Genomic DNA, 26,872 nt, shown 5'->3' on the forward strand with positions numbered 1-26,872 from the left:
TTTTTAGTATATAAAAATATGCAATTAATTTTATGATTATAATTTTTATTTTAATAAAAATACTATATTTATATTAATCTATTTTTGGAGTACAAAATGCCATCTCATAAAGAACTTGCTAACGCTATTAGAGTATTAAGTATGGATGCAGTGCAAAAAGCTAATTCTGGTCATCCTGGTGCTCCAATGGGTATGGCAGATATTGCAGAAGCGTTATGGAGAAAACATTTAAATCATAATCCCAATAATCCACTTTGGTTTAATCGTGATAGATTTGTGTTATCCAACGGTCACGGTTCAATGTTGATTTATAGTCTTTTACATTTAACTGGATATGATCTTCCTATAAGTGAAATTAAAAACTTTCGGCAATTAAATTCCAAAACCCCAGGTCACCCTGAATACCAACATACAATGGGTATTGAAACTACAACTGGTCCATTAGGACAGGGACTTGCGAATGCTGTAGGATTTGCTCTTGCAGAAAAAACATTATCAGCACAATTTAATCGTTCTGATTGTAATATTGTAGATCATAATACCTATGTATTTGTAGGAGATGGTTGTATGATGGAAGGAATATCACATGAAGTTTGTTCTTTAGCAGGAACTTTAAAATTAGGTAAATTAATAGTATTTTATGACGATAATGATATTTCTATTGATGGAAAAACTAAATATTGGTTCACAGATAATACAGCTAAGCGTTTTGAATCTTATAATTGGCATGTAATAAAAGAAATTGACGGACACGATCATCATAGTATAACACAAGCAATAGAACAGGCAAAAAATATTCATAACAAACCTTCTCTATTGATATGTAAGACCATAATTGGCTATGGATCACCAAATAAACAAGGAACTCATGATGTTCATGGATCACCCCTAGGAGAAAACGAAGTAATACTTACTCGTAAATTTTTAAAATGGAAATATCCGCAATTTGTAATTCCAGCAGAAATATACAATGAGTGGGATGCAAAGGTAAGTGGTCAAAATTTAGAAAAAAAATGGAATGAAAAACTAAAGTATTATGAAAAAAAATATCCGAAATTAGCTGTTGAATTTAAGAGACGTATAAATAAAATACTACCAGATAATTGGGATACTATAACAAAAAAATTTATAAAAATTTTACAAGAAAATCCCGAAAATGTTGCTGGTAGAAAATCTTCCCAAAATACTATTGAAGTACTAGGAAATATTTTACCAGAATTAATTGGTGGTTCTGCTGACTTAACACCTAGTAATCTTACTATGTGGTCTGGTTCTAATCCAATTAATAGAAATATTGATGGAAATTACATTCATTATGGCGTAAGAGAATTTGGTATGACTGCAATTGCCAATGGTATTTCAATATACGGTGGTTTTTTACCTTATACTGCTACTTTTCTTATGTTTAGTGAATATGCAAGAAATGCTATACGTATGGCAGCATTAATGAAACTTCGTCATGTTATGGTATATACTCATGACTCTATTGGTGTAGGAGAAGATGGACCTACTCATCAACCAATTGAACAAATTTCTAATTTACGTATGATACCTAATATACATCTATGGCGTCCTTGCGATCAAGTTGAATCTGCAGTAGCTTGGAAATGTGCTGTTGAAAGGCAAGATGGTCCAAGTATTTTAGTCCTTTCTAGACAAAATTTAGTACAACAAAGTCGAACTATAGAGCAGTTAAAAAATATAAAAAGAGGTGGTTATATATTAAAAGATTGTAATACAAAAGAACCTGATATTATCTTAATAGCAACTGGTTCAGAAGTGGAATTAGCTGTTAATGCTTATTATAAATTATCTTATCATGATAATCTAAAAGTTCGTGTAGTATCTATGCCATGTACTAATATATTTGATCAACAAAGCGAATATTATCGTGAATTAGTTCTTCCAAGTAAAATAAAAATTAGAATTGCTATTGAAGCAGGGATAGCTGATTTTTGGTTTAAATATGTTGGTACTAACGGTAAAGTAATTGGAATAAATAGTTTTGGTATGTCAGGATCAACTGATAATTTATTTAAATTATTTGGTTTTACCGTGGATAATATTATATCTACAGCGCAAAGTTTATTAAATTGTTAAAATATTTTTAATTTTAATTATTTTTCCTTTACAATATTCAAAAAATTATTTTTAGATATTTTCGGTATATATTTAATAATAATTAAAATATAATTGTATTTTAATTACTTATTGGTATAAATATGATTGTTAAAGTAGCAATTAACGGTTTTGGACGTATAGGACGTAATATAGTACGCGGATTATACGAAAGTAAAAGAAATAAAATAATCAAAATAGTTGCCATCAATGAAGTAGCTGATTCAATTGGAATGGCTTATTTACTTAAATATGATACCACTCATGGTACTTTTTATTTTAATGTACGTCAAGAAAAAGATACAATTTGGATTAATGATGATCTTATTCAAATTTTTCATCATCACAATATTAATGAATTACCTTGGAATAAACTTAATATTGATGTTGTATTAGACTGTACTGGGATTTATGGTACACGTAAAGATGGTGAAGCACATTTAAAAGCAGGTGCTAAAAAAGTGCTATTTTGCCATCCTGGAGATAACGATCTTGATGCAACCATAGTATACGGAATTAATGAAAAAACAATTTCAACAGAACATCGCATTATTTCTAATGCATCATGTACTACTAATTGTATTATTCCTATTATTAAATTATTAGATGATGAATTTAGTATTAAATTTGGAACAATTACTACTATCCATTCATCAATGAATGATCAAAAAGTAATAGATTTTTATCATAATGATGATTTACGTCGATCTCGTTCTGCTAGTCAATCTATCGTACCAATTAATACACATTTGGCAGATGGAATTTATAGAATCTTTCCTAAATTTAAGAATTGTTTTGAGGCTATATCTCTACGGGTACCTACTATTAATGTTACAGCAATTGATTTTAACGTAGTGGTTAGCAAATCTACTGATTCAAATAAAGTTAACAAATTATTTAAAAATGCTGCAAAAAAATCATTAAAAGGTATTATTGAATATAATGATTTACCATTGGTTTCTATAGATTTTAATCACAATTCACACAGTGTTATAATAGATAGCACTCAAACTAAGGTAAGTGGTTGTTATATGATAAAAACTTTACTATGGTGTGATAACGAGTGGGGATATTCAAACAGAATGATAGATACATTGATATACATATCTAAACTTGGCAAGTGAAACTAATTTTAGTATTAGATAATTTTCAGTATTAATTTAATAATGAAACATAAGGATATAATATATTTATGATAACAATGGATGAATTAGATATTAATAATAAACGTATATTAATAAGAGTAGATTTTAATGTACCAATAAAACAAGGAAATATTATATCACATACAAGAATTATTGCTGCTTTGCCTACTATTAAATTTGCTCTAAAAAAAAATGCAAAAGTTATGGTTATGTCTCATTTAGGTCGTCCATATGAAGGTATTTATGACGATGAATTTTCTTTATTACCAATAGTAAAATATTTAAAACATAAACTAGCAAATACCAAGATAAAATTAATAAAAAATTATTTAGACGGAATTGAATTAAATAATGGTGAATTAGTTATATTAGAAAATGTTAGATTTAATAAAGGTGAAAATATAAATGACGAGTTATTAGCGAAAAAATATGCTGCTTTATGTGATATATTTGTAATGGATGCTTTCGGTGCTGGACATAGGATACAAGCTTCTACTTGTGGAGTAGCTAAATTTGCTAAAATTTCATGTATAGGCCCATTATTTTCATGTGAGCTAAATATTTTGAGTAAGGCAATTAAAAAACCAAAACGTCCGTTAGTTGTAATTGTAGGTGGTTCGAAAATTTCTACTAAATTTAATTTATTAAATAACTTATCTAAAATTGCAGACAACGTTATTGTAGGGGGAGGTATTGCAAATACTTTTTTAGCTATAGAAAATAAAATAGGTAAATCATTATATGAGCCAGAATTTATTGAATTAGCTAGAAAACTACTAGATAAATATAATATCCAAATTCCTCTTGATTTACGAGTATCAACAGAATATTCTGAAAATGCTTTAGCTATTACAAAAAATCGTACAGATATTTCAGATAATGAATTTATTTTAGATTTCGGAGATAAAACTATACAATCATTGGTAATATTACTTAAAAAAGCTAATACAATTTTATGGAATGGTCCTATAGGAGTTTTTGAATTTCCAAATTTTTGTACAGGTACTAAAATTATTGCTCAAAATATTGCTAACAGTAGTGCTTTTTCTATAGCAGGAGGCGGAGATACGTTAGCTGCTATTGATTTATTTGGCATTAAAGATAAAATATCTTATATTTCTACTGGTGGAGGTGCATTTCTAAAATTTATTGAAAGCAAAACATTACCAATTATTTCTATAATACAAGAAAATGGATATAACAAGGATGTCTAAAATTTTAAGTTTTTTAAATGCTGGAGTTGTTAATGGTAATGATCTTAAAAAAATATTTAAGATAGCAAAAAAAAATAAATTTGCTTTACCTGCTATAAATTGCATTAATACTGATTCTATAAATGCTGTTTTAGAAGTTGCTTCTAAAGTTAAATCTCCTGTAATAATTCAATTTTCCAATAGTGGATCAGTATTTTTTGCTGGAAAAGGATTAATATCTAAAAAACCGCAAGATACAGCTATTATAGGTTGTATTGCTGGTGCTCATTATGTACATTTTATAGCAGAAAAGTATAAAGTTCCTGTTATTTTACATACAGATCATTGTACAAAAGATTTACTACCATGGATCGATGGACTTTTAGAGGTTAATAAGGAATATTTTCTTAAAACAGGGAAACCTTTGTTTTCTTCTCATATGATTGATCTTTCAAAAGAACCATTAAAAGAAAATATTGATATTTGTAGTAATTACTTAACACAAATGTCTAAAATAAATATGACTTTAGAAATAGAATTAGGATGTACAGGCGGTGAAGAAGATGGTATAGATAACAGTTATATAGATCCCTCTAAACTGTATACTAGTCCTGAAGATGTAAATTATGCATATGAAACATTAAGTAGCATTAGCAATAATTTTACAATTGCTGCATCATTTGGAAATGTTCATGGTGTTTATACAAAAGGAAATGTTAAGTTAAAACCAATAATATTATATAATTCTCAAAAGTTAATTTCTAATAAACATAATTTACCCAATAACACATTAGATTTTGTATTTCATGGAGGTTCTGGCTCTTCTGACAAAGAAATTAAAGAATCTATTAATTATGGTGTAGTGAAAGTTAATATAGATACAGATTCTCAATGGGCAACATGGAATGGGTTACTTAGTTACTATAAAAATAATTTTAATTATTTACAAAATCAATTAGGTAATCCAAAAGGTTTAAATATGCCTAACAAACAATATTACGATCCAAGAACCTGGTTACGTTATACTCAATTATCTTTACAAGATTGTTTAGAAAGATATTTTAAAAAACTTAATGCAATCGATTTGTTATAAATAAATATATAATCTAATTATATTAAGACAGTTCTTATAAAATAAAAATGATCTTGTAAACTTATTAATAATAAAAAATTTTAAACATGACAAACTCATATATACTTAATAAAATAAATGAATTAACGTGTTGGGTTTCAAATAATCAGTCAATTATTCTAATTCATATTTTTAATATAGTTTCTGCTATATTAATAATTACAATTGGTGTATTAATTTCTAGGATAATATCTAATGGAATTAGACACATATTGCTCGTGCGTAATATTGAAATCACTGTTGCTGATTTTCTGTCCGGATTAATAAGATATAGTATAGTTGCTTGTGTTATTAGTGCAGCTCTAGGTAGAATCGGTATACAATCCACATCTTTAATTACTGTATTGGGAGCTGCTAGTTTAGCTGTAGGATTAGCTCTACAGGGTTCACTGGCAAATTTAGCAGCTGGAGTTTTATTAATAACATTTTATCCATGTCGAGCAGGAGAATTTGTTGATATAGGTGGAGTATCAGGAAGTATTATAAAAATTGAAGTTTTTTCAACTACTCTAAAAAGTTATGATGGTAAAATTATTATTTTACCAAATAGTAAAATTATCAGCAGTGTTATAGTGAATTTTTCGAGAGAGCAAATTAGATGCAATGAATTTACTATTAATGTGGCATATGAAGCTAATATAGATAAAGTGATAAAATTATTAAGAGAAGTTGTTGAATCAGATAAGCGAGTGTTAAAAGATAGAGAAATTCAGATTGGTTTAAATGAAATTAATACATCATCAATGAAATTTATTGTTAGGTGCTGGTGTAAAACAGATGATTTACAAAACGTTTACTGGGATTTATTAAAAGATTTTAAAATTATGTTAGATAATAATAACTTCAGTATTCCATATTTTCGAAATATTAAAAATTAGAAAATATATCTTAAGCTATAATCAATATTTATTTCATATTAAAATATATTACTATATACTCCAATTTTCAATTAGACATTTTTTATGTTTATTGATAATTAACAAATTATTAGTACAATGAAATTTATAATGTTATTCCACTTTATTTTTTAAGGTTTAAATACATCATGGATCGGGATAGCTTAAAAAAAGCTGTAGGTTTAGCTGCAATTAAATTTATACAAGCTGATAGCATAATTGGAATAGGTACAGGATCAACAGTTGATCATTTTATTAATGCATTGGATTTTATTAAATATAAAATAAAAGGTGTTGTATCTAGTTCAGAACAAACAACAAATAAACTAAAAAAATTTGGAATAAAGATATTAAATTTAAATGAAGTAAAAATTTTACCTATTTATATTGATAGTGCAGATGAGATAGATCATCAAATGTGTATGATTAAAGGTGGTGGTGCAGCATTGACGAAAGAAAAAATTATAGCATCTGCAGCAAAACAATTTATCTGTATTGCGGATATTTCTAAAAGAGTTAATATTTTAGGAAAATTTCCTCTACCAATTGAAATAATAGATATTTCTCGTAGTTTAGTTACTGAGGAAATAGAAAGAATAGGAGGTACTGTTAGGTACCGTAAGGGAGTAATAACAGAAAATGGAAATATCATTTTAGATGTATATAATTTATCTATTAAACAACCTGAAGTATTAGAGCAACATATTAATAGTATACCTGGTGTTGTTACCGTAGGTCTTTTTGCTGCTCGTAAAGCAGATCTTTTGTTAATTAGCAATCCTAGTAGTGGTATTGAGACTATTACAAGATGATTTTTAAAATATATAACAAATAATTATTGGTTAATACAATAACTTATAAACCAATTTATTTGATAATATTTTTTAAGTATATTCCCATCAATTAACTTTATATAAATATATTATATAGGATATGGAAAAAAATAAAATAAAATTCTTATTATTAGAAGATATACATCAAAGTGCAAGAGATAATTTACAATCTGCAGGTTATTCTAATATTGAATGTTACAAAACAGCTCTAGATATGAAATGCTTAACCAATTCTTTAAATAATGTACATTTTATTGGTATTCGTTCTAGATCGCAAATAAATCAGCATGTTTTATCTTTAACAAAAGAACTACTAGCTATCGGTTGTTTCTGTATCGGTACTGATCACATTGACTTAAATGATGCAACTGTTAGAGGTATCCCAATTTTTAATGCACCTTTTTCAAATACTCGTTCTGTTGCAGAATTAGTTATCGGTGAAATGTTGATTATGTTACGAGGAATTCCAGCATTTAATGCAAAAATGCATCGTAATATTTGGTATAAAACTTCACAAGGTTCCTACGAGGCGCGTAGTAAAAAAATTGGTATTATTGGTTACGGTCATATTGGTACTCAATTAGGCATATTAGCAGAAAGTCTGGGAATGCATGTCTTTTTTTATGATATCGAAAACAAACTGCCTTTAGGTAATGCTGTGCAAGTTGATAAAATGCATGAATTACTTAAGATAAGTGATGTAGTTAGTTTACATGTACCAGAAACTAAACTAACTAATAACATGATTAGTACTAAAGAATTAGCTTATATGAAATCAACAGGTCTATTAATTAATACTTCACGTGGTAATGTAGTAAATCTAACTGCATTATATAATGCACTAAAAGATAGAAAAATAGCAGGTGCAGCTATTGATGTGTTTCCACATGAACCCACGAATAACAGTTCTTTTATTTCTTCTTTAGAAGAATTTGATAATGTTATTCTCACTCCTCATATAGGAGGTTCTACAGAAGAAGCACAGGAAAATATTGGAATAGAAGTGAGTAGTAAATTAATAAAATATGTTAACAACGGTTCTACAATATCCGCTATAAACTTTCCAGAAGTTTCATTACCTATTCATAAATATAATATTAGTCGCTTTATACATATACATAAAAATCGTCCTGGAATATTGAAAGCTATTAATAAAATTTTTGCTGATAAAAACATTAATATTTCTTCTCAACATCTTCAAACTTCATTATCTATAGGTTATGTAGTAATAGATGCGATAAATACTAATAAAAAAACACTTAGAACAGTTTTGCAATTAATGCAATCTATTGAAGGAACGATCAGAACTCGGTTGTTGTATTAATTAATAACATTTCCATATTTTCGAAGGAGTTATTATTATAGGTAAAGGTATATCCCATTTTTTTTTAGGTATTTCTTTTGTTAACTGAAAATCATATGCTAATCCAATAGGCAGAAATGAATATTTTTCCCAATATTTTAAAATACGGTCATAAAATCCCCCTCCAAAACCTAAACGTTGACCACTTATATCGAATGCTACTAACGGTACTAACATGACATCGATATTCTCAAGATTTATTAAATTTTTAGCGTTAAATTCTGGTTCTGGAATATTAAATTTATTTAAAATCAAATTAGTTTCTAATTCATATTTTATAAATAAAAGATTATGAGGTTTACAAGGATCCAATATAGGAAGAAAAATGTTTTTTCTTTTTTGTAAAAATATATATGTTGCAAGATTAGTATCTATTTCACCATCTACAGATAAAAAAGAAGCTATGTTATTTGCTTTTATTAATGAAGTATAATTCACTAAAAGTTTAGTTAATTTTGTTGATGATTCTAGTTGTTGTTTTTTTGATATTGAATTTCTTAAATTTCTCATGTATTTTCTAATATCATTTCGTTTTAGCAAAAAATTTTTTAACATTATATTTTCTATTTTAATAAAATATTTTTGTTTTTTCGATATAAAATAAATTATAAGTTTAATAAATATCTTTAAATTGATTTGTAGTTTTTTAATTTAGTTATATTAAAAGTTTGTGTAAACTGTAATGATTATTATTTTATTATATTTGTGTTACTGTATTTAATTTAATTATTATACCCTTTAAAATTGTTTTTTAACAGATATTGGATAAATTATAATTTATTTAACATTTAGATGTGAATAATATAGGAAAATATATGATTCCAATCAATATATTAAAATCCCGCCGAAAAAAAATTTTGTCAAAAATGATTTCAGGAAGTGCAATATTAATATTTGCAAATCCAAAAAATAATAAAAATAATAGCTATCAATTTTATCAAAACAAAAATTTTTGGTATTTTACTGGTTTTAATGAACCTTATTCTTTATTAATCATGATAAAACAAGATAATAAAGACAATCTAAAAATACTATTTAATAGAGCTAGAAATGTAGATGAAGAAATTTGGGTTAGTCGTCGTTTAGGACTAAATGAAGCTGTAACTAAGATAGATGTTGATTATGCTTTACCGTGGGATAGTGTACATGAACATCTTTTTAAATTATTGAATGGATTAAAAATAATATATCATGCATGGGGAGAACATAAATATGCTGATAAATTAGTATTTAATGTACTTGAAGATTTACGTTTAAGAACATTAAAACATCAAGATTATATAAGTCCGAGTACGATTATTGATTGGCGTCCCTTAGTTTATGAAATGCGTTTATTTAAAGATCCTGAAGAAATAAATTTACTACGTACTTCTGGTAAAATTAATGCATTAGCACACACTAGAGCTATGAAATGTTGCCGACCGGGTATGTTTGAATATCAATTAGCAGGAGAAATCCATCACGAATTTAATCGTAATGGATCAAGGCGTTTATCTTATGATACAATTATTGGTTCTGGAGAAAATACATGTATTCTACACTATACAAAAAATGAAAATCAAATGCAGGATGGCGATCTAGTATTAGTTGATGCAGGATGTGATTTTAATGAATATGCTAGCGATATTACTCGCACTTTTCCAGTAAATGGAAAATTTAATAAACAACAAAAAGACATATATAATATTGTTTTAAATTCATTAAATACTGCAAGATCAATGTTAAAACCGAATATTAATATGCAAGATATTAATAATCATGTAATACATATAATAATTAATGGTTTAATTAAATTAGGTTTATTAAAAGGTAAAATAGATGAATTAATTGCTACACATGCTTACCATAAATTTTTCATGCATAATTTAGGTCATTGGTTAGGACTTGAAGTACATGATGTTGGTTTTTACGGTAAAACAATTAATAATCAAATTCTTAAACCAAATATGGTACTTACAATAGAACCTGGAATATATATTTTACCAAATAAAAAACATATTCCAGTTGAATACCATGGTATTGGTGTTCGTATAGAGGATAACTTCATTATTACTGAAACAGGAAACGAGTGTATTACTGACGGTGTTGTAAAAGAAATTAAAGATATAGAAAATATAATGAGAATATTAAATAAATAGATATATGTTATATTTCCATTATTTAAAAGCCTTTGTTGTTTTAATATAATTGATTATATAGGTTTAATTTTTAGAAAACTATGTCTATCATCTTTAACGCGAAAAATGCTATTTAGACAAATATCTTTATTTAATACTGCTTGCACCCAAACAAGGTTACTATCTAATTTTACTGATGCTAAAACTTTACCAATATTTTTCCAATTTTCATTTATTTTAATTTCTAAACAATCACTTACTAATGGTAAATGATTAGATTTTCCTTCTAACCAATATAACTTTTTTTTATTAATTTCAAGATATTTAGCACGAGCTATTATCTCTTGTCCTATATAACAACCTTTACTAAAATCTATACCACCTAACATATGTAAATTAGTAGCTTGTGGTATAAATTTACCAGCATTTTTAAAATCTATTACAGGAATACCAGATTCAATATCTAATGCTAACCATTGTCTACTATCTTTAAAATCAACTGTACTTGACAATTTCTTTTTTAAAATATTTCCTTTTTCATAACTAATAATTATTAAAAAACGTTCTATTGGATTTTGAAACCATAAGATGGTAGTGTCATTATGATGGACTACTGGAATATCTATATTAGGAACTACATTAAAAAAATTTTTTAATATTTTATTTGCTTGCGGTCCAGCTAAACCTAATAATAATTGTTCATTGTATACAAAATTTACTTGTGAAAATAATGAATATTTTTTTATCTCTTTTAGTTGAATTTCAATTAGTTCTCTACGTATAATATATGCTAAATTTTTGCTAAAATGGAAAATACGCAAATTACTCCACATTTTTCCAGAAGAATTACAATGTGCTGTTAAATAGTGTTGATTTTTATTTATTTTTGTAATGTCTAAAGTTAATTGAGTTTGTAAATATTTAGCTGTATCAGCACCATGTACTGAAATTAAAGCCCAATCATCAAGAGCCATTAAAGTTAGTGGCAAAAGTGAAGATTCTGTAGGTAGTATCATAAGTTATTTAAAAGTTGACATTAATAATGAATTAATTATAAATATAAAAAATAACTTTTATTAAAGCTAGTAAATTTTATATATTATTACTATAAAATTATTTTTATATATATACAAGTCAAATTATTTTTATATATTAATTGTTAACATAATATTATTTATAAAACAAATATTAACTACATATTAATTAACAAATTAATGTTATGATATATAAAGACTATTGATTGAAAAATTACTAATTATGTATGTTAATTGTTTATAAAATACATATACATGAAACTTAATGAAGTTAATATAGTGAATAATCAGTGTTAAATTATAAAATTGAATTACGTAGGCGCAAAGCTACTATTAATAATAGTTTACCATCACACTTACCGCCACTGATAAAGCGTGTTTACTTAAATCGTGGATTATGTAATTCTGAACAGTTAGAAAGGGGTACAAAAAAACTATTTTCATTTAGATCACTATATAACATAGATAAAGCAGTAGTATTAATTCATGATATGTTATTAAATAATCGCAAGATTGTAATTGTAGGAGATTTTGATGCAGATGGAGCAACTAGTACTGCATTAGTTGTATTAGCATTAAGAAGTATGGGATATAAGAATGTACAATATGTTATACCAAACCGCTTTAAAGATGGATACGGTTTGACCGAACAAATAGTAACTAACTTACATAAAAATGGTGCTGATATGATAATTACAGTGGATAATGGCATCTCATCTCATGAAGGTATTACATGTGCTAAAAAATATAATATACCTGTAATTATTACCGATCATCATCTTCCTACTGATAATCTTCCGGATGCTCAAGTTATTATAAATCCTAATATTTCAAAATGTTCATCTGCATTATGCTCATTAGCCGGAGTTGGAGTTGCTTTTTACTTAATGATAGCTCTGAGAACATATTTACGTGAAAAAGGATGGTTTAGTAAAAAATGTATGGATCCTCCAAATTTAGCAAATTTATTAGATCTTGTTGCTTTAGGTACAGTTGTAGATGCAGTACCTCTTGATCTCAATAATAGAATTTTAGTTTGGCAAGGATTAAATCGAATTCGATCTGGAATATGTCGTCCAGGTATAATAGCTTTATTAGAATTATCTAACTGCAGTTTTGATGAATTATCAACATATGATCTTAGTTATGTATTAGGACCTCGTATTAATGCAGCTGGCAGATTACATGATATGTCCAAGGGAGTTGCTTTATTATTAACAGATGATTTAAATCAAGCTCGAATGTTATCTGCTGAATTAGATATTCTGAATCAAAATCGTAAAAAAATAGAAACTGTTATGCAAAACGATGCATGGAAATTATGTAATATATTACATAAAGAAGAAAAAAATCTGCCTCCTGGTATTACAGTTTATCATCCTACATGGCATCAAGGAGTAGTTGGCATAATAGCTTCACGTCTAAAAGAACGTTTTCATCGACCAGTGGTTGCATTTGCACCTACAGGCATTGGAGATGGTATTTTAAAAGGTTCTGGTCGTTCTGTAGAAAATTTACATTTAAGAGATATACTTTCACATTTAAATATGTTAAAACCAAAATTAATGTTAAAATTTGGTGGACATGCTATGGCTGCTGGTTTATCTATTAAAGAATCAGATTATTATGAATTTAGCAAACACTTTTCCAAAGTGGTTGAAAAATTATTTAAAGATAAGTCAGTTTCATGTATTGTCTGGTCAGATGGTTGTTTAAAACCTTCAGATTTTTCTGTTGAAACTGCTGATTTATTACAAAAAGCAGGACCTTGGGGAAATTCATTTCCTGAACCAACTTTTGATGGAAAATTTGAATTAATCAAACAACGTTTGATAAACAAAAAACATTTACATGTTTTATTAAGAATTTTTGAAAATGGCCCTGTGATTAACGGAGTATCATTTAATGTAGATACAAACTATTGGCCAAATAATAACATTAATAAAGTTGAATTATTGTATCGATTAGATATAACAAAATACCGTGGTAAACGTTTTATTCAACTAATCATAGATTATTTATGGCCTATATATTAATAAAAAATTCTAATATATTAATTTTAAGTAAAAATATGATTTAAATCAGCATTTAAATTGGTACTATTATATAATTTAATTTTAAATAAAGAGCTAACTATAATGATTGAATTTCAGTTAATTAATAATCTTATTCATAGTCTACACGAACGAAATAATAGACTTAGGAGTTGTTTTTGATTATATAAATAAAAAAAATCGGCTTGAACAAATTAATGTTGAATTAGAACAATCAAATATATGGAGTAATCACAATTTAGCACAAGCTTTAAGTAAAGAAAGATCTATTTTAAAATTAATAATTAACGATCTTGATAAAATTTCTTTAAAATTACGTGATGCAGAAGATCTTTTTGAATTAATAAAAAATGTTAAAGATGAATTTAGTACTAAGGAAGTTATAAAAGAACTAGACACAATAAAAGATGATTTAGAAAAATTAGAATTTAGGAATATGTTTTCAAACGATAATGATAAATGTGATTGTTATATAGATTTTCAATCTGGTTCTGGTGGAACTGAAGCACAAGACTGGACCAGTATATTGATGAGAATGTATCTCCGTTGGTTAGAATTTAAAGGTTTTAAAAGTCAAATTATTGATGAACATCCAGGTGATATTGTTGGTATAAAATCATCTACCATTCATGTGTCTGGTAATTATGCATTTGGATGGTTACGTACAGAAACAGGCATTCATAGATTAGTAAGAAAAAGCCCTTTTGATTCAGGAAATCGCAGACATACTTCATTTAGTTCAGTTTTTGTATATCCAGAATTAGATAACTATATTAATATTGATATTAATTTATCAGACTTACGTATTGATGTTTATAGAGCATCAGGTGCTGGAGGACAACATGTTAATCGTACTGAATCAGCAGTGCGTGTTACTCATATGCTTACTGGTACTGTTACTCAGTGTCAAAATAACCGCTCTCAGCATAAAAATAAAGAGCAAGCAATCAAACAAATGAAAGCTAAATTATATGAAATTGAGATGAAAAAGAAAAACGATGAAAAAAAATTTTTAGAAGATAATAAATCTTGTATAAGTTGGGGTAATCAAATTAGATCTTATATACTAGATGATTCCCGTATTAGAGATCTAAGAACTGGAATAGAAGTACGTAATACCCAAGAAGTATTAAACGGTAATTTAGACCCATTTATTAAAGAAAGTTTAAAATTAGGTTTATAGGAAAAAATATGGTTGAAAAAAAACAACATATTTATAAAACAGATGAAGAAAATATCAAATTAAATGCTGAATTAAAATTACGTAGAGAAAAATTAAATATATTACGTAAAAATGGTTTTGTTTTTCCTAATAATTTTAGAAGGAATTGTACTTCTGATCAATTACATATTAAGTATGATCACATGACTGATAAACAAATAAAAAAATTAAGTAATGAAGTAAGTATTGCTGGTCGTATGATAACAAGAAGAATTTTAGGTAAGGCTTCTTTTATTACTTTACAGGATGTTGGTGGTCGTATTCAATTATACGTAACCTGTCAGGATATATCAGAACATATTTATACTAATCATTTTAAAAAGTGGGATATAGGAGATATTATTGGTGCTTGTGGACAATTATTTAAAACAAAGACAGGAGAACTATCCGTCCATTGTTCAAATATTTATTTATTAACTAAATCTCTTCGTCCATTACCTGATAAATTTCATGGACTTAATAATCAAGAATTAATATATCGCCAACGTTATTTAGATTTAATTGTAAATTATAGATCTAATAATATCTTTAAAATGCGTGCTCATATCATAAAAATTATTCGCAATTTTATGACAAATCATAATTTTATGGAAGTAGAGACTCCTATGATGCAAACTATACCAGGAGGAGCTACAGCGCGTCCATTTATTACTCATCATAATAAATTAAATATTGATATGTATCTACGTGTTGCACCAGAATTATACTTAAAACGTTTAGTAGTAGGAGGATTTGAACGTGTATTTGAAATTAATCGAAATTTTCGTAATGAAGGAATATCACCTATTCATAATCCAGAATTTACTATGATGGAACTTTATATGTCTTATGCTGATTATAAAGATTTAATAAAGTTAACAGAAGAACTATTTCGTTTAATAGCTAAAACTGTTATTGGTACAACTACTTTATCTTATGGTAAACTAAAATTTGATTTTAATAAATCATTTGAAATATTAACTATGAAAAATGCAATAAAAAAGTATTGCAATCAAATAACCACCGATATTTTAAAAGATTTTGATAAATTATCTAGGATAGCTAAATGCATGGATATTGAATTAAAAAGTAATTGGAAATTGGGTCATATAATAAATGAAATTTTTGAAAAATATGTAACTCCAAATTTAATTCAGCCTACATTTATTACAGAATATCCAATAGAAGTTTCTCCTTTAGCTCGTAGAAATGATATCAATCCTGAAATAGCAGATAGATTTGAATTTTTTATTGATGGTTATGAAATTTGCAACGGTTTTTCAGAACTTAATGATCCAGATGATCAAGCTGAGAGATTTATGCAACAATTTGGAGATAAATACCCAACAAGTGATAAATCAATATTTTATGATGAAGATTACATTACAGCTTTAGAGCATGGTTTACCTCCTACAGCTGGCTTAGGTTTAGGTATTGATCGAATTATCATGTTATTTACTAATAGTAATAACATTCGTGATGTTATTTTATTTCCTACACTTCGACCAAAAAAATAGTTGAATAACTATTTTTTTATTAATAGAATAATTTTCTAATAGTGCATTATTTACAATAATATTTTATTAATTATACCTTAGTTATCTTATCTACAAATATAAAATTTCATTTTTATAAATGATTACAAAATAGATGCTGAAATGTTTATTAAAAAAATCGTATATATTTTATATTAGATAATACCTAAATGTTATAACCTTTTGGTAATTATAGTATATTTTTATATTCAATATTAGAAGAGATTAATTATGCCACTTCCTTTAGAAAGCAAAAACACAGCACTAAACTATAAAAATTTATTACCATTAGCAAAATATTACAAAAGCCCATTTTGGGCTTATGATGCCCAGATTATAAAATCTCGTATTGCTCAACTACGTAATTTTGATGTTATACGTTTTGCACAAAAATCTAATTCAAATATTAATATTTTACGTTTAATGCGTTCAGAAGGTGTAAAGGTTGATTCTGTTTCTTTAGGAGAAATAGAACGTGCTTTAGTGGCTGGTTATAAAAATCATAATGATGACATAGTTTTTACTGCAGATATATTTGATGAAAATACATTAAAACGTGTTGTTGAACTGAAATTACAAGTAAATATTGGATCTATTGATATGTTAATTCAACTTGGATCAATATCTCCTGGACATTCAATTTGGTTACGTGTAAATCCTGGTTTTGGTCATGGATTTAATCAAAAAACTAATACAGGAGGAGAAAATAGTAAACATGGAATTTGGTATAATCATTTATTTTTAGCACTATCAATAATTAGAAGATATAAATTGCGTTTATTAGGTATTCATATACATATAGGTTCTGGTACAGATTATAAGCATTTAAAGTTGGTATGTAATTCAATGATACGCATAGTTATAGAGTTAAACCACGATTTAGAAATTATTTCTGCAGGAGGAGGATTGTCTATTCCTTATCATTTTGATGATACTACAGTAGATACCGAATGTTATTTTCGCATGTGGAATAGAGTAAAACAATGTATTTCAAATTATCTGGGTCACTCAGTTAAATTAGAAATTGAACCTGGTCGTTTTCTAGTAGCTGAATCAGGAGTATTAGTATCACAGATAAGAGCTATAAAAAATATGGGAGATAAACATTTTATTTTAGTCAATGCTGGTTTTAATGATTTGATGAGACCATCAATGTATGGCTGTTATCATCATATATCCTTAATGACCAAGGACAATCGTTTTATAGATACAAAAAAAACTGATAGCATAGTAGCAGGACATTTATGTGAATCTGGAGATATATTTACTCAATCAGAAGGATATACATTGCAAACTCGTGCTCTCCCTTCTTTAGCACAAGTAGGAGATTATTTGGTATTTCATGATTCTGGTGCATATGGTGCATCTATGTCTTCTAATTATAATAGTCGTCCATTAATTCCAGAAGTATTATTTGATAATGGTAAATGGATAGAAATTCGTAGAGCACAAACAATTCAAGATTTGATATCTTTAGAACTAATTAAAAATCCATATGATATTTAAGTTAAATATGATGGCCTGATATTATTATTTTAGTAAAAAATTTTTTTAAATAAAACTTTCTAGGCAAAGTTAAAATTATCATATCTTTATTTTCAATATCTTTATTTAATAATTTACTATTAAGGGTTTTAGCTCCTAGTTGTAACAGTAATCCTGTATACTTATTAATATGATTAATTTTACCAAAAATTATCAAATTCATAATTTCTTCCCAATCTTTACGTAACATCATATCTTCTTTTATGCTAGGACTCCAAAGAAAAGGTCTACCAATTCTACGTATTTTTAGAGGAATATTTTTATCACCTTCTATAGGAATCCATAGAATTTTTGACAGTCTATTTTTTATATTACTTGTTCTCCAAGTAGTATTTTTATTCTTTATTAAAGAAGCTGTACATATGAAAGTATTTTCTGTTGGATTTCCTAATGAATCTATAGGTATAGTTTTTAGCTCTATTCCAAGATCTATAAAATCTTGTTCAGATTTATTGTATGAAATTACACCTAAATATATTTCTATTAATCTTCCAATCCAACCCTTATTAATTTTTAAATCACTAGGAACTAACAAATCAGCATTTCTAGCTAAATTTCCTATAGTAAATCCTGCTAATGCTTGTGCTCTTGACAATAAAGTAAATTCGTTTTTTGGCATATTTTGGAAATATTTCATATTATTTTTATTAACCATTAATATAACTAATAATTTAATATAGGCATTGTAATTGGAAAAAATAAAAATTATCAATAATTTCTCTATATTAATTTATTTTAATTATTAAAATAAAAAATAAATTATAACAATAATATTTTAGTTTATTAATAGTTTGTTTAACATAATAATTATGTCAATAAAAAGATTTAAAGATATAATGTTAGTTTATTTTGTTTACAATAGGTGGTATGCTATCGCTGATAGTGAAAATAAATTTGATAATATTTAGTTAAACTTTAAAATATATGAATATACATTGTATACCTTTTCCTAAGATTAATCCTATTATTTTTTCTATTGGACCAATTTCTTTTCGTTGGTATGGTCTAATGTATTTAATAGGATTAATATTTGCTCTTTGGCTAGCTAATCGTCGTATCAATAATAGTCCTTTTAGGGACATAAAAGAAATAGAAAATTTGATATATCTTTGTTTTTTTGGTGCGATTATCGGTGGTAGAATAGGTTATATGCTGTTTTACAATTTGCCATTACTGATTGAAAAACCTTTAAATTTAATTAAAATTTGGGATGGAGGTATGTCTTTTCATGGAGGATTAATGGGTGTTATTTTGGTTATTTTTTATTATTCATATAAAACCAAACGTATGTTTCTTGAAATATCAGATTTTATAGCTCCATTAATTCCATTTGGACTAGGTGCTGGACGTTTAGGAAATTTTATTAATGGTGAATTATGGGGTAGAGTAGATTTAAATTTTCCATTTACAGTATTATTTCCTAATGCATATTATGAAGATTTAAAACTTTCTATAGAAAATCCAAAATACCAAGTATTATTAAACCAATACGGATCTTTACCACGTCATCCTTCTCAATTATATGAATTTATTCTAGAAGGAGTAATTCTATTTTTTATACTAAATCTATTTATACATAAATGTAGAAATACAGGTATCATATCTGGTATTTTTTTAATTTTTTATAGTATATTTAGAATCTCAGTAGAATTTTTCCGTGAACCAGATATTCAATTAGGATTGTTTTATAATAGTATTACTATGGGACAAATTTTATCTTTTCCAATGCTAATCATAGGTGTAATTATTGTCTTATGGTCTAACTATAATTTAAAAGAAAAGAACTAAATAAATGCAAAAATATCTAGAATTAATAAAATATATATTAAAACATGGAGTTATAAAACCTGATCGTACTGGTATTGGAACAAAATCTATATTTGGTTATCAAATGAGATTTAATTTAGATGATGGTTTTCCATTAATCACCACTAAAAAATGCCATTTTCCTTCGATAGTTCATGAATTAATTTGGTTTTTGCATGGTGATACTAACATTAAATATTTGAAAGAAAATAAAATTTCTATTTGGAATGAATGGGCTGATACAAAAGGAAATTTAGGACCAATCTATGGAAAACAATGGCGTAATTGGAATACAAAAACAGGAAAGATAGATCAAATACAACAAGTTATTGATACATTAAATATCAATCCACATTCTCGTCGTATTATTGTTTCTTCATGGAATGTTAGTGACTTAAACGATATGGCATTACCACCTTGCCATATTTTATTTCAGTTTTATGTATCAGATAATAAATTATCATGTCATTTATATCAGCGTTCATGTGATGTTTTTCTAGGATTACCTTTTAACCTTGCAAGTTATTCACTATTATTACACATGGTAGCACAGCAATGTAATTTCAGTACTGGAGAGTTAGTTTGGAGTGTCGGAGATGCTCATCTATATCAAAACCATCTAGAACAAGCTTATTTACAAATCAATAGAAAACCGCGCGAACTGCCCAGTTTAATTATCAAAAGAAAACCAAATACAATATTTAATTATAATTTCAATGATTTTAAAATCAAAGGTTATTATCCTTACCCAATAATTCAAGCACCTGTTGCTATTTAATCACTTTAATATCAATTATACATTTTATATATTGATATTAAAGAATAATTATATTTAATAAAAAAGGATTTTATGCTTTACATATATCATTCTAATCAACTTGATATTCTTAAAAGTTTATTACATTCAACGATTAATACTACAATTAATAATCATACTTTTAAATCAGAATATATACTTGTACAAAACTTAGACATGATAAAGTGGTTAAAAAAAGGAACAGCATTAGAACTTAATATGTCTACTGATCTTAAATTTAGTGTATTTATAAGTTTCATTTGGGATATTATGGATCAAATATCTCCTCATGTAATTACAAAAAATTTTTCTAATAAAAATAACATGGTTTTTATGATTATATGTAGAATGTCAAAAATATTAAAAAAAAATTATTTTCCTTTCCTTTGTAATTATCTGGATAATTGTTGTAATGAAGACAATTTATTCCACTTGAGTGTTATTACAGCAAATATTTTTGAAAAATATATAATATATCGCCCAGACTGGATTAATCTTTGGGAAAAAGGGAAATTAGTTGATTATCTTGGAGATGAACAATTATGGCAAGCAGCAATTTGGAATGATTTAATATCTGTATATGCAATTAAATCAAAAAAATATAAAGTTCAACAAAATAACTTTTATGATATTTTTATTCAAAAATTACACAAAATTTCTAAAATAAAAAAATTTTTGCCATCGCGATTGTTTATTTTCGCAATATCATCTTTTTCTCCTTATCATCTACAAGTTTTGCATGCAATGAGTAACTATATTGATATTCATGTATTTTTTATAAACCATTGTAGAAACTATTGGGGAGATATTCAAGATCATATTTTTCTATCAAGAAAATCAAAAAATGACAAAATCATTATGAATGATGATCAAATTGAAACTAGTAATTATTGGTCAGATTTTTTTAATAATATGTATGAACAACACATTAATAATCCATTAATAGTATCATGGGGAAAAATAGGTTGTGATAATCTCTTTCTTATTAACCAATTAGAACCCAGTAATCATATTGATAATTTTATAGATATTAAAGAAGATAATTTATTACATTGTATTCAGAATGATATTTTAAATCTTAAAAATAGTAGTGTAATTGGATTAACTTGCAAAGATTTAAAATGTAATGACCAAAAAAGACCAATAGATATTGATGATAGATCAATTTCAATTAATATTTGTCATGATATACAACATGAAGTACAAATATTACATAATTATTTACTATATTTAATGAATTCTAATTTAGATATTAAAGAAAATGATATTATAATAATGGTAGCCAATATTGATACTTATATGCCATTTATAAAATCAATATTTTTCAATAAATGTATTAACAATATTTTATCTGTTAAAATATCAGATTATAATATTATAAATAAAAATCCAATAACTGTTGTTTTTTTTAAATTATTATCTTTATTTGATAATGATTATGTTATTGAAGATATATTAACCTTATTAGATGTAAGCACTTTAGCAAAAAATTTTTCAGTCGATGAAAATCAATTAATTTTATTACAAAATTTAATTGATAATATTAACACTTACGAAAAATTGAATGAGTTTAAAACTGCATCATTAAATAAAAATATTCAAGATAAAGCAATCATCATAGTTCATATTAAACAATTTTTATTAAATTACCTAAATAATTATTTACAATATATTTCATTATCTAAAATACCAATAAATAATTTGTTAGATATTTTATTGAAAAATTTATGTAACATTATTTTTAAAATTAATAAGTGGACTATCATATTTAAAAAAAATTATCTATTACAAGATTGGTTATTTCTATACAAACAATTAATTAATGATTTTTTTCATGTAGATAATACATCTAAATCGATTTTTTTCTTCATGGAACATAATTGGAATCAATTAATACAAAATAGCAATAATTTTATCTTTAAAGAAATTTCAATTAAATTGTTAAAAAATATGTTTTTCAATCAGTTAAAACAGAACAATAACAATAATTTTTCTTTTTGTGATGGAACAGAAGTGAATTTTTGTAAATTAACTTATACTCGTTTTCTTCCTTTCAAAGTTATATGTTTGCTAGGGATGAATAAAGACGATTATCCTAGAAAATCAAATTTTAATGAATTAAATTTAATGCATAAAAAACCACGTAAAGGTGATTGTCATATTATCGACGAAGATCAATATTTATTTCTAGATATTTTAATGTGTTCTAAAATGAAGCTTTATATCAGTTATATTGATAGATCTAAACAGGAAAGCACAAAATATTACCCTTCTAATTTAATAACTGAACTATTAGAATATATTGGACAAAATTTTTATCTTAAAGGAGATGAGAATCTTGAAATAGATAAAAGTCATGAAAATATTAAAAAACATTTATTACAATATCACGACTATAACCTATTATTACCGTGTAATATATCCAATAATATTAAGATAGTCAATTATATTGATGAGGTATTTCCTGCAATAAAAATTCTAGAAAGATCACAGTATAGATTCATTAATGAATTAAAAATACCTAAAATGGATTTTTTAAATATAAAACAATTATTATATTTCTGGCAACATCCAATACGTGCTTGGTTTAATAATAGATTAAATGTATTTTTTTCTTTAAATCAATATTTATCAAAAAATGAGTCCTATTATTTTAATAAGTTAAAACTTTACCAACTTAAAAATGAGTTATTGAATGCATTAATAGAAAAAAATGATGAAAATATTGAAAATATTTATAATCACCATAAAAAATTTGATTACTTCCCTCCAGGTATTTTTTCAGAAATATTTTGGCAAGATCAAAAGAAGGAAATGCAACAAATAGCAATAAAAGTTCTTGATAATTTACAAGAAATGACAGAATGGAAAATTAATTTAAAACTTTACAATATAACTTTAACAGGTTCATTAAAACAAGTGCAAAATAATGGATTATTACGTTGGTGTCCAAATAAGCTTACAATTAAAGATGGCCTTATATTTTTATTAGAACATCTTATATATTGTGCAACAGGAGGGAATGGGAATAGTAAAATATTTGGTATGTCTAAAAGTTATTGGTATTTCAATAATATAAAAAAAAATATAGCTATTGATTTTTTAAATAACTATATTTTTGGTTATATTTCTGGAATGACTAAACCTTTATTGTTATTAAACAAAAGTAGTAGCACTTGGTTAAAATATTGCTATGATAAAAAAACAAAAAAATTAGTCACTGATAATGTTTCTATAACAAAAGCGCATCATAAGTTATTAATTTCTTTAAATGGAGAATATAAAATTTCTGGAGATAATGATGATCCTTATGTAAAACGTTTATATCGTAATTTAAGCAATGTAGAGATCAAAAAAATTAAACAATGTTCAGAAATTTGGCATTTACCGGTTTTACAGATCCATGAAAACATAATATGGTAACAAAATATATCATAAATTTTATATTTTGCTATCTAGTAATTGATACAAATCAATAAAAATAAATAGGATTAAATTATTAAAAATACTGGAAATATAAAATAACATCCATGAATCATCAAGATAATATCAAAATATTAAATCCTATAATAGTTCCATTACAAGGAAGTAGTCTTATTGAAGCTTCAGCAGGAACTGGTAAAACTTTCACTATTAGTTTACTATATTTAAGATTAATATTAGGATTAAAAAATAAAGATGAATGCCCTAGACGACCTTTATCTGTTGAAGAAATTCTAGTAGTAACTTTTACTGAAGTTGCTACAAATGAATTACGAAAACGTATAATAGATGATATACATCAATTACGTCTAAGTTGTATGCGAGGAAAAAGCTGTAATAATATGCATCAATCATTACTAGAACAAATTGATGACACTCAAAAAGCCATAGAAATATTATTGCGTGCAGAATCAAACATATCTAATGCAACTATTTATACTATACATAGTTTTTGTAGAAAAGTTCTTAAGGTTTTTAACTGTGAATTTAACATATCATTAAAAAATGAAATAATACATGATGAATACAACTTATTAAAGAAGATTACTTTTAAATTTTGGAACAATAAATGTTGTTCAATGTCATTAGATTTAGGACGTATTATTATAAATGAATGGAAAAACGCCGAAGATTTTTTATCTACTTTATATCCTATATTTAAAAATAAATATATACAAAGTACTGATGACTTATATTACCATAGTAATAATTTAGAATTACAACATATTGAAAATTTAACTTATATTAATTCAATAAAAAACGTATGGAAAATGTTTTACAAGGATATGTTGATATATATAAATTCCGTTAATATTAACAAACATATTTATAACATTAAGAATTTAAACAATTGGATTGATAAAATAACAATATGGGCTAATAGTATTACTTATGATTATGAAATACCTAAAGAATTAACAAAATTTAGACAATCTGTAATCGAAAAAAATATAATTGGTTCTTTTACTAAACATATATTATTTGAACATATAGATAACTTTTTATCTTTAGATCTATCATTAAGAAATATTTTTATTAAAGAAGCGTTTATTAAAATAAGTAGTGATTTAAAAAAAGAAAAAAATTTACACGGATTACTCAGTTTCGATGATTTATTATATTTTTTAGATAAAGCTTTAAAGAAATCAGATGGCGATTTATTAGCAAATAAGATTAGAAACTATTTTCCAGTGTTATTAATTGACGAATTTCAAGATATTGATCCACAACAATATCGAATATTTCATAAAATTTATCTAAATCAACCAAAAAATATATTAATCATAATAGGAGATCCTAAACAAGCAATTTATGCTTTTCGTGGTGCTGATATATACACATATCTTAATATGCGTGATAATATTAAAAATGTTTATACTTTAGAAATAAACTGGCGTTCATCACCAGAAATGATTGAAAGTGTTAATTGCTTATTCTCACAGAAAAAATTACCGTTTATCTCTAATAAAATTTCTTTTAATCCTGTGAAACCTACCATTCATAATAAAACATTAAAATTTATTCTTAATAAAAAAAAATATCCTGCTATGCGTTTTTGGATCCATCCTGTTGATAAAATTAATATAATTAATTTCGAACAAGATATTGCTAAACAATGTGCATCTAACGTAAAAAATTGGCTCATATCTGCAAATAAAAAACAAGCTTACTTAGTAAAAAATGATGAATTATATGTATTACAGCCTAGTGATATTGCAATTCTAGTCCGTAATCGTCGCGAGGCTAATATAATTAGCAATGCACTTAATTTGTTTAAGATTTCATCTGTTTATCTTTCTGATTTTAATAGTGTTTATAATACAATAGAAGCGCAAGAACTATTTTATCTGTTAAAAGCAATACAATATCCTACACAAAAGAGATGGATTTGTACTGCGTTAGCTACTTCTATTTTTTTTATAGAATCAGCTTACATTGAATCATTATCAACAAACGATACAAGAATAAATATTTGGATAAATCAATTTTCTACGTGGAAATTATTGTGGCATAAATATGGTTTATTACACATGATACGCACCATAATATCAAATAATATTATGATTTTAGATCATTCTAAATGTAAATTAACTAATTTAGTACATTTATGTGAATTACTGCAAGTAGAATATATTAAATCGACTGGTCCAAACCAATTATTAAATTTTTTTTTAAACCAAATTAAAAATCCAGATAATCACGATATCAATCAACAAATACGTTTGGAAAAAGATTTAAATACCATCCGTATTATTACTATACATAAATCGAAAGGATTACAATATCCCTTAATATGGTTACCTTTTGCAGTCAATTTTGCTGCTAATAATAAAAATTTATATTTTTTTAATAAAAATTTTAATCAAAAAGAACGAATAGAAAGTATAATTAGTGAGGATATAAGACTTCTTTATGTTGCTGTTACTAGATCTATTTATCACTGTAGTATTGGTGTTTCTACTTTTACGAAAGGAATCCACAAAGAGTCAACCGACCTATATAAAAGTGCTTTAGGTTATTTATTAAATTGTAATAAAGATGTTGATTTACAAACATTTATTAATTATATTAATAAGTTAAATATTATTGATATTAAATTAATAGATTTTTAATTAAAATTT

At 25.8% G+C, this 26,872-nt stretch carries 19 protein-coding genes; 16 read left to right on the forward strand and 3 right to left on the reverse strand.

What is annotated here, in order from left to right:
- Positions 1-96: 96 nt before the first annotated feature.
- The 7 genes from tkt (at position 97) to serA (ending at position 8,641) form a co-directional block, all read left to right on the forward strand.
- Positions 97-2,100 carry a transketolase gene (gene tkt, locus FD726_RS02180; protein ID WP_159989961.1) on the forward strand — a complete coding sequence of 668 codons (2,004 nt, stop codon included), beginning with the start codon at positions 97-99 and terminating at the stop codon, positions 2,098-2,100.
- Between the two features lie 122 nt (positions 2,101-2,222).
- Positions 2,223-3,242: an erythrose-4-phosphate dehydrogenase gene (gene epd / locus FD726_RS02185; protein WP_159989962.1), complete on the forward strand. Its 1,020-nt coding sequence runs from the start codon at positions 2,223-2,225 to the stop codon at positions 3,240-3,242.
- Between the two features lie 62 nt (positions 3,243-3,304).
- The gene (locus FD726_RS02190) at positions 3,305-4,477 is read left to right on the forward strand and encodes a phosphoglycerate kinase (RefSeq protein WP_159990008.1); all 1,173 of its coding nucleotides are present in this window, start codon (positions 3,305-3,307) and stop codon (positions 4,475-4,477) included.
- A complete protein-coding gene (gene fbaA / locus FD726_RS02195) occupies positions 4,470-5,549 on the forward strand; it encodes a class II fructose-bisphosphate aldolase (RefSeq protein ID WP_159989963.1) in 1,080 nt (359 codons plus the stop codon). The genes FD726_RS02190 and fbaA overlap by 8 nt, the downstream gene beginning before the upstream one ends.
- Before the next feature lie 86 nt (positions 5,550-5,635).
- Positions 5,636-6,466 carry a small-conductance mechanosensitive channel MscS gene (mscS, locus tag FD726_RS02200; protein ID WP_159989964.1) on the forward strand — a complete coding sequence of 277 codons (831 nt, stop codon included), beginning with the start codon at positions 5,636-5,638 and terminating at the stop codon, positions 6,464-6,466.
- 167 nt (positions 6,467-6,633) lie between these two features.
- Complete coding sequence (gene rpiA, locus FD726_RS02205) at positions 6,634-7,296, forward strand: ribose-5-phosphate isomerase RpiA (protein ID WP_159989965.1); 663 nt, start codon at positions 6,634-6,636, stop codon at positions 7,294-7,296.
- A gap of 121 nt (positions 7,297-7,417) precedes the next feature.
- On the forward strand, positions 7,418-8,641 hold the full coding sequence (gene serA / locus FD726_RS02210; RefSeq protein ID WP_159989966.1) for a phosphoglycerate dehydrogenase: 1,224 nt from the start codon (positions 7,418-7,420) through the stop codon (positions 8,639-8,641).
- On the opposite strand, the gene FD726_RS02215 is transcribed toward serA, so the two are convergent.
- Positions 8,642-9,235, reverse strand: a complete 594-nt coding sequence (locus FD726_RS02215) for a 5-formyltetrahydrofolate cyclo-ligase (protein WP_159989967.1) — start codon at positions 9,233-9,235, stop codon at positions 8,642-8,644.
- Positions 9,236-9,495: 260 nt separating this feature from the next.
- Here FD726_RS02215 and pepP point away from each other — a divergent pair, with 260 nt between their 5' ends.
- Positions 9,496-10,818: a Xaa-Pro aminopeptidase gene (pepP, locus tag FD726_RS02220; protein WP_159989968.1), complete on the forward strand. Its 1,323-nt coding sequence runs from the start codon at positions 9,496-9,498 to the stop codon at positions 10,816-10,818.
- A gap of 53 nt (positions 10,819-10,871) precedes the next feature.
- On the opposite strand, the gene ygfZ is transcribed toward pepP, so the two are convergent.
- Positions 10,872-11,813 (reverse strand): tRNA-modifying protein YgfZ, encoded by a 942-nt coding sequence (gene ygfZ, locus FD726_RS02225; protein ID WP_159989969.1) that lies wholly within the window; start codon positions 11,811-11,813, stop codon positions 10,872-10,874.
- Between the two features lie 308 nt (positions 11,814-12,121).
- Here ygfZ and recJ point away from each other — a divergent pair, with 308 nt between their 5' ends.
- The 4 genes from recJ (at position 12,122) to lysA (ending at position 18,127) form a co-directional block, all read left to right on the forward strand.
- The gene (gene recJ / locus FD726_RS02230; RefSeq protein WP_159989970.1) at positions 12,122-13,867 is read left to right on the forward strand and encodes a single-stranded-DNA-specific exonuclease RecJ; all 1,746 of its coding nucleotides are present in this window, start codon (positions 12,122-12,124) and stop codon (positions 13,865-13,867) included.
- A gap of 102 nt (positions 13,868-13,969) precedes the next feature.
- A protein-coding gene (gene prfB / locus FD726_RS02235; protein ID WP_236260981.1) for a peptide chain release factor 2 occupies positions 13,970-15,068 on the forward strand; the annotation gives its coding sequence in 2 pieces (ribosomal slippage) (positions 13,970-14,038 and positions 14,040-15,068; 1,098 coding nt in all).
- An 8-nt stretch (positions 15,069-15,076) separates the two neighbouring features.
- On the forward strand, positions 15,077-16,603 hold the full coding sequence (lysS, locus tag FD726_RS02240) for a lysine--tRNA ligase (protein ID WP_159989971.1): 1,527 nt from the start codon (positions 15,077-15,079) through the stop codon (positions 16,601-16,603).
- A 249-nt stretch (positions 16,604-16,852) separates the two neighbouring features.
- Positions 16,853-18,127: a diaminopimelate decarboxylase gene (lysA, locus tag FD726_RS02245; RefSeq protein ID WP_159989972.1), complete on the forward strand. Its 1,275-nt coding sequence runs from the start codon at positions 16,853-16,855 to the stop codon at positions 18,125-18,127.
- Between the two features lies 1 nt (position 18,128).
- On the opposite strand, the gene mutH is transcribed toward lysA, so the two are convergent.
- Positions 18,129-18,785, reverse strand: coding sequence for a DNA mismatch repair endonuclease MutH (gene mutH, locus FD726_RS02250; protein WP_236260982.1), 657 nt, complete (start codon positions 18,783-18,785; stop codon positions 18,129-18,131).
- Between the two features lie 305 nt (positions 18,786-19,090).
- Here mutH and lgt point away from each other — a divergent pair, with 305 nt between their 5' ends.
- The 4 genes from lgt (at position 19,091) to recB (ending at position 26,863) form a co-directional block, all read left to right on the forward strand.
- Positions 19,091-19,954: a prolipoprotein diacylglyceryl transferase gene (gene lgt, locus FD726_RS02255; RefSeq protein ID WP_159989974.1), complete on the forward strand. Its 864-nt coding sequence runs from the start codon at positions 19,091-19,093 to the stop codon at positions 19,952-19,954.
- Between the two features lie 4 nt (positions 19,955-19,958).
- Entirely contained in the window at positions 19,959-20,750 is a 792-nt protein-coding gene (gene thyA / locus FD726_RS02260) for a thymidylate synthase (protein WP_159989975.1), read from the forward strand.
- 72 nt (positions 20,751-20,822) lie between these two features.
- Positions 20,823-24,191 carry an exodeoxyribonuclease V subunit gamma gene (gene recC, locus FD726_RS02265; protein WP_159989976.1) on the forward strand — a complete coding sequence of 1,123 codons (3,369 nt, stop codon included), beginning with the start codon at positions 20,823-20,825 and terminating at the stop codon, positions 24,189-24,191.
- A 107-nt stretch (positions 24,192-24,298) separates the two neighbouring features.
- Entirely contained in the window at positions 24,299-26,863 is a 2,565-nt protein-coding gene (gene recB / locus FD726_RS02270; RefSeq protein WP_159989977.1) for an exodeoxyribonuclease V subunit beta, read from the forward strand.
- Positions 26,864-26,872 lie beyond the last annotated feature (9 nt).

The organism is Pantoea sp. SoEX, from assembly GCF_009829945.1.
Taxonomy (GTDB): Bacteria; Pseudomonadota; Gammaproteobacteria; order Enterobacterales; family Enterobacteriaceae; genus Pantoea_C.

Coding starts and splice junctions, on each gene's coding strand:
- lysA (WP_159989972.1), top strand. CDS start 16,853: ATGCCACTTCCTTTAGAAAGCAAAAACACAGCACTAAACTATAAAAAT.
- mutH (WP_236260982.1), bottom strand. CDS start 18,785: ATGCCAAAAAACGAATTTACTTTATTGTCAAGAGCACAAGCATTAGCA.
- rpiA (WP_159989965.1), top strand. CDS start 6,634: ATGGATCGGGATAGCTTAAAAAAAGCTGTAGGTTTAGCTGCAATTAAA.
- lysS (WP_159989971.1), top strand. CDS start 15,077: ATGGTTGAAAAAAAACAACATATTTATAAAACAGATGAAGAAAATATC.
- recC (WP_159989976.1), top strand. CDS start 20,823: ATGCTTTACATATATCATTCTAATCAACTTGATATTCTTAAAAGTTTA.
- ygfZ (WP_159989969.1), bottom strand. CDS start 11,813: ATGATACTACCTACAGAATCTTCACTTTTGCCACTAACTTTAATGGCT.
- epd (WP_159989962.1), top strand. CDS start 2,223: ATGATTGTTAAAGTAGCAATTAACGGTTTTGGACGTATAGGACGTAAT.
- pepP (WP_159989968.1), top strand. CDS start 9,496: ATGATTCCAATCAATATATTAAAATCCCGCCGAAAAAAAATTTTGTCA.
- tkt (WP_159989961.1), top strand. CDS start 97: ATGCCATCTCATAAAGAACTTGCTAACGCTATTAGAGTATTAAGTATG.
- thyA (WP_159989975.1), top strand. CDS start 19,959: ATGCAAAAATATCTAGAATTAATAAAATATATATTAAAACATGGAGTT.
- lgt (WP_159989974.1), top strand. CDS start 19,091: ATGAATATACATTGTATACCTTTTCCTAAGATTAATCCTATTATTTTT.
- recB (WP_159989977.1), top strand. CDS start 24,299: ATGAATCATCAAGATAATATCAAAATATTAAATCCTATAATAGTTCCA.
- fbaA (WP_159989963.1), top strand. CDS start 4,470: ATGTCTAAAATTTTAAGTTTTTTAAATGCTGGAGTTGTTAATGGTAAT.
- mscS (WP_159989964.1), top strand. CDS start 5,636: ATGACAAACTCATATATACTTAATAAAATAAATGAATTAACGTGTTGG.
- FD726_RS02215 (WP_159989967.1), bottom strand. CDS start 9,235: ATGTTAAAAAATTTTTTGCTAAAACGAAATGATATTAGAAAATACATG.
- serA (WP_159989966.1), top strand. CDS start 7,418: ATGGAAAAAAATAAAATAAAATTCTTATTATTAGAAGATATACATCAA.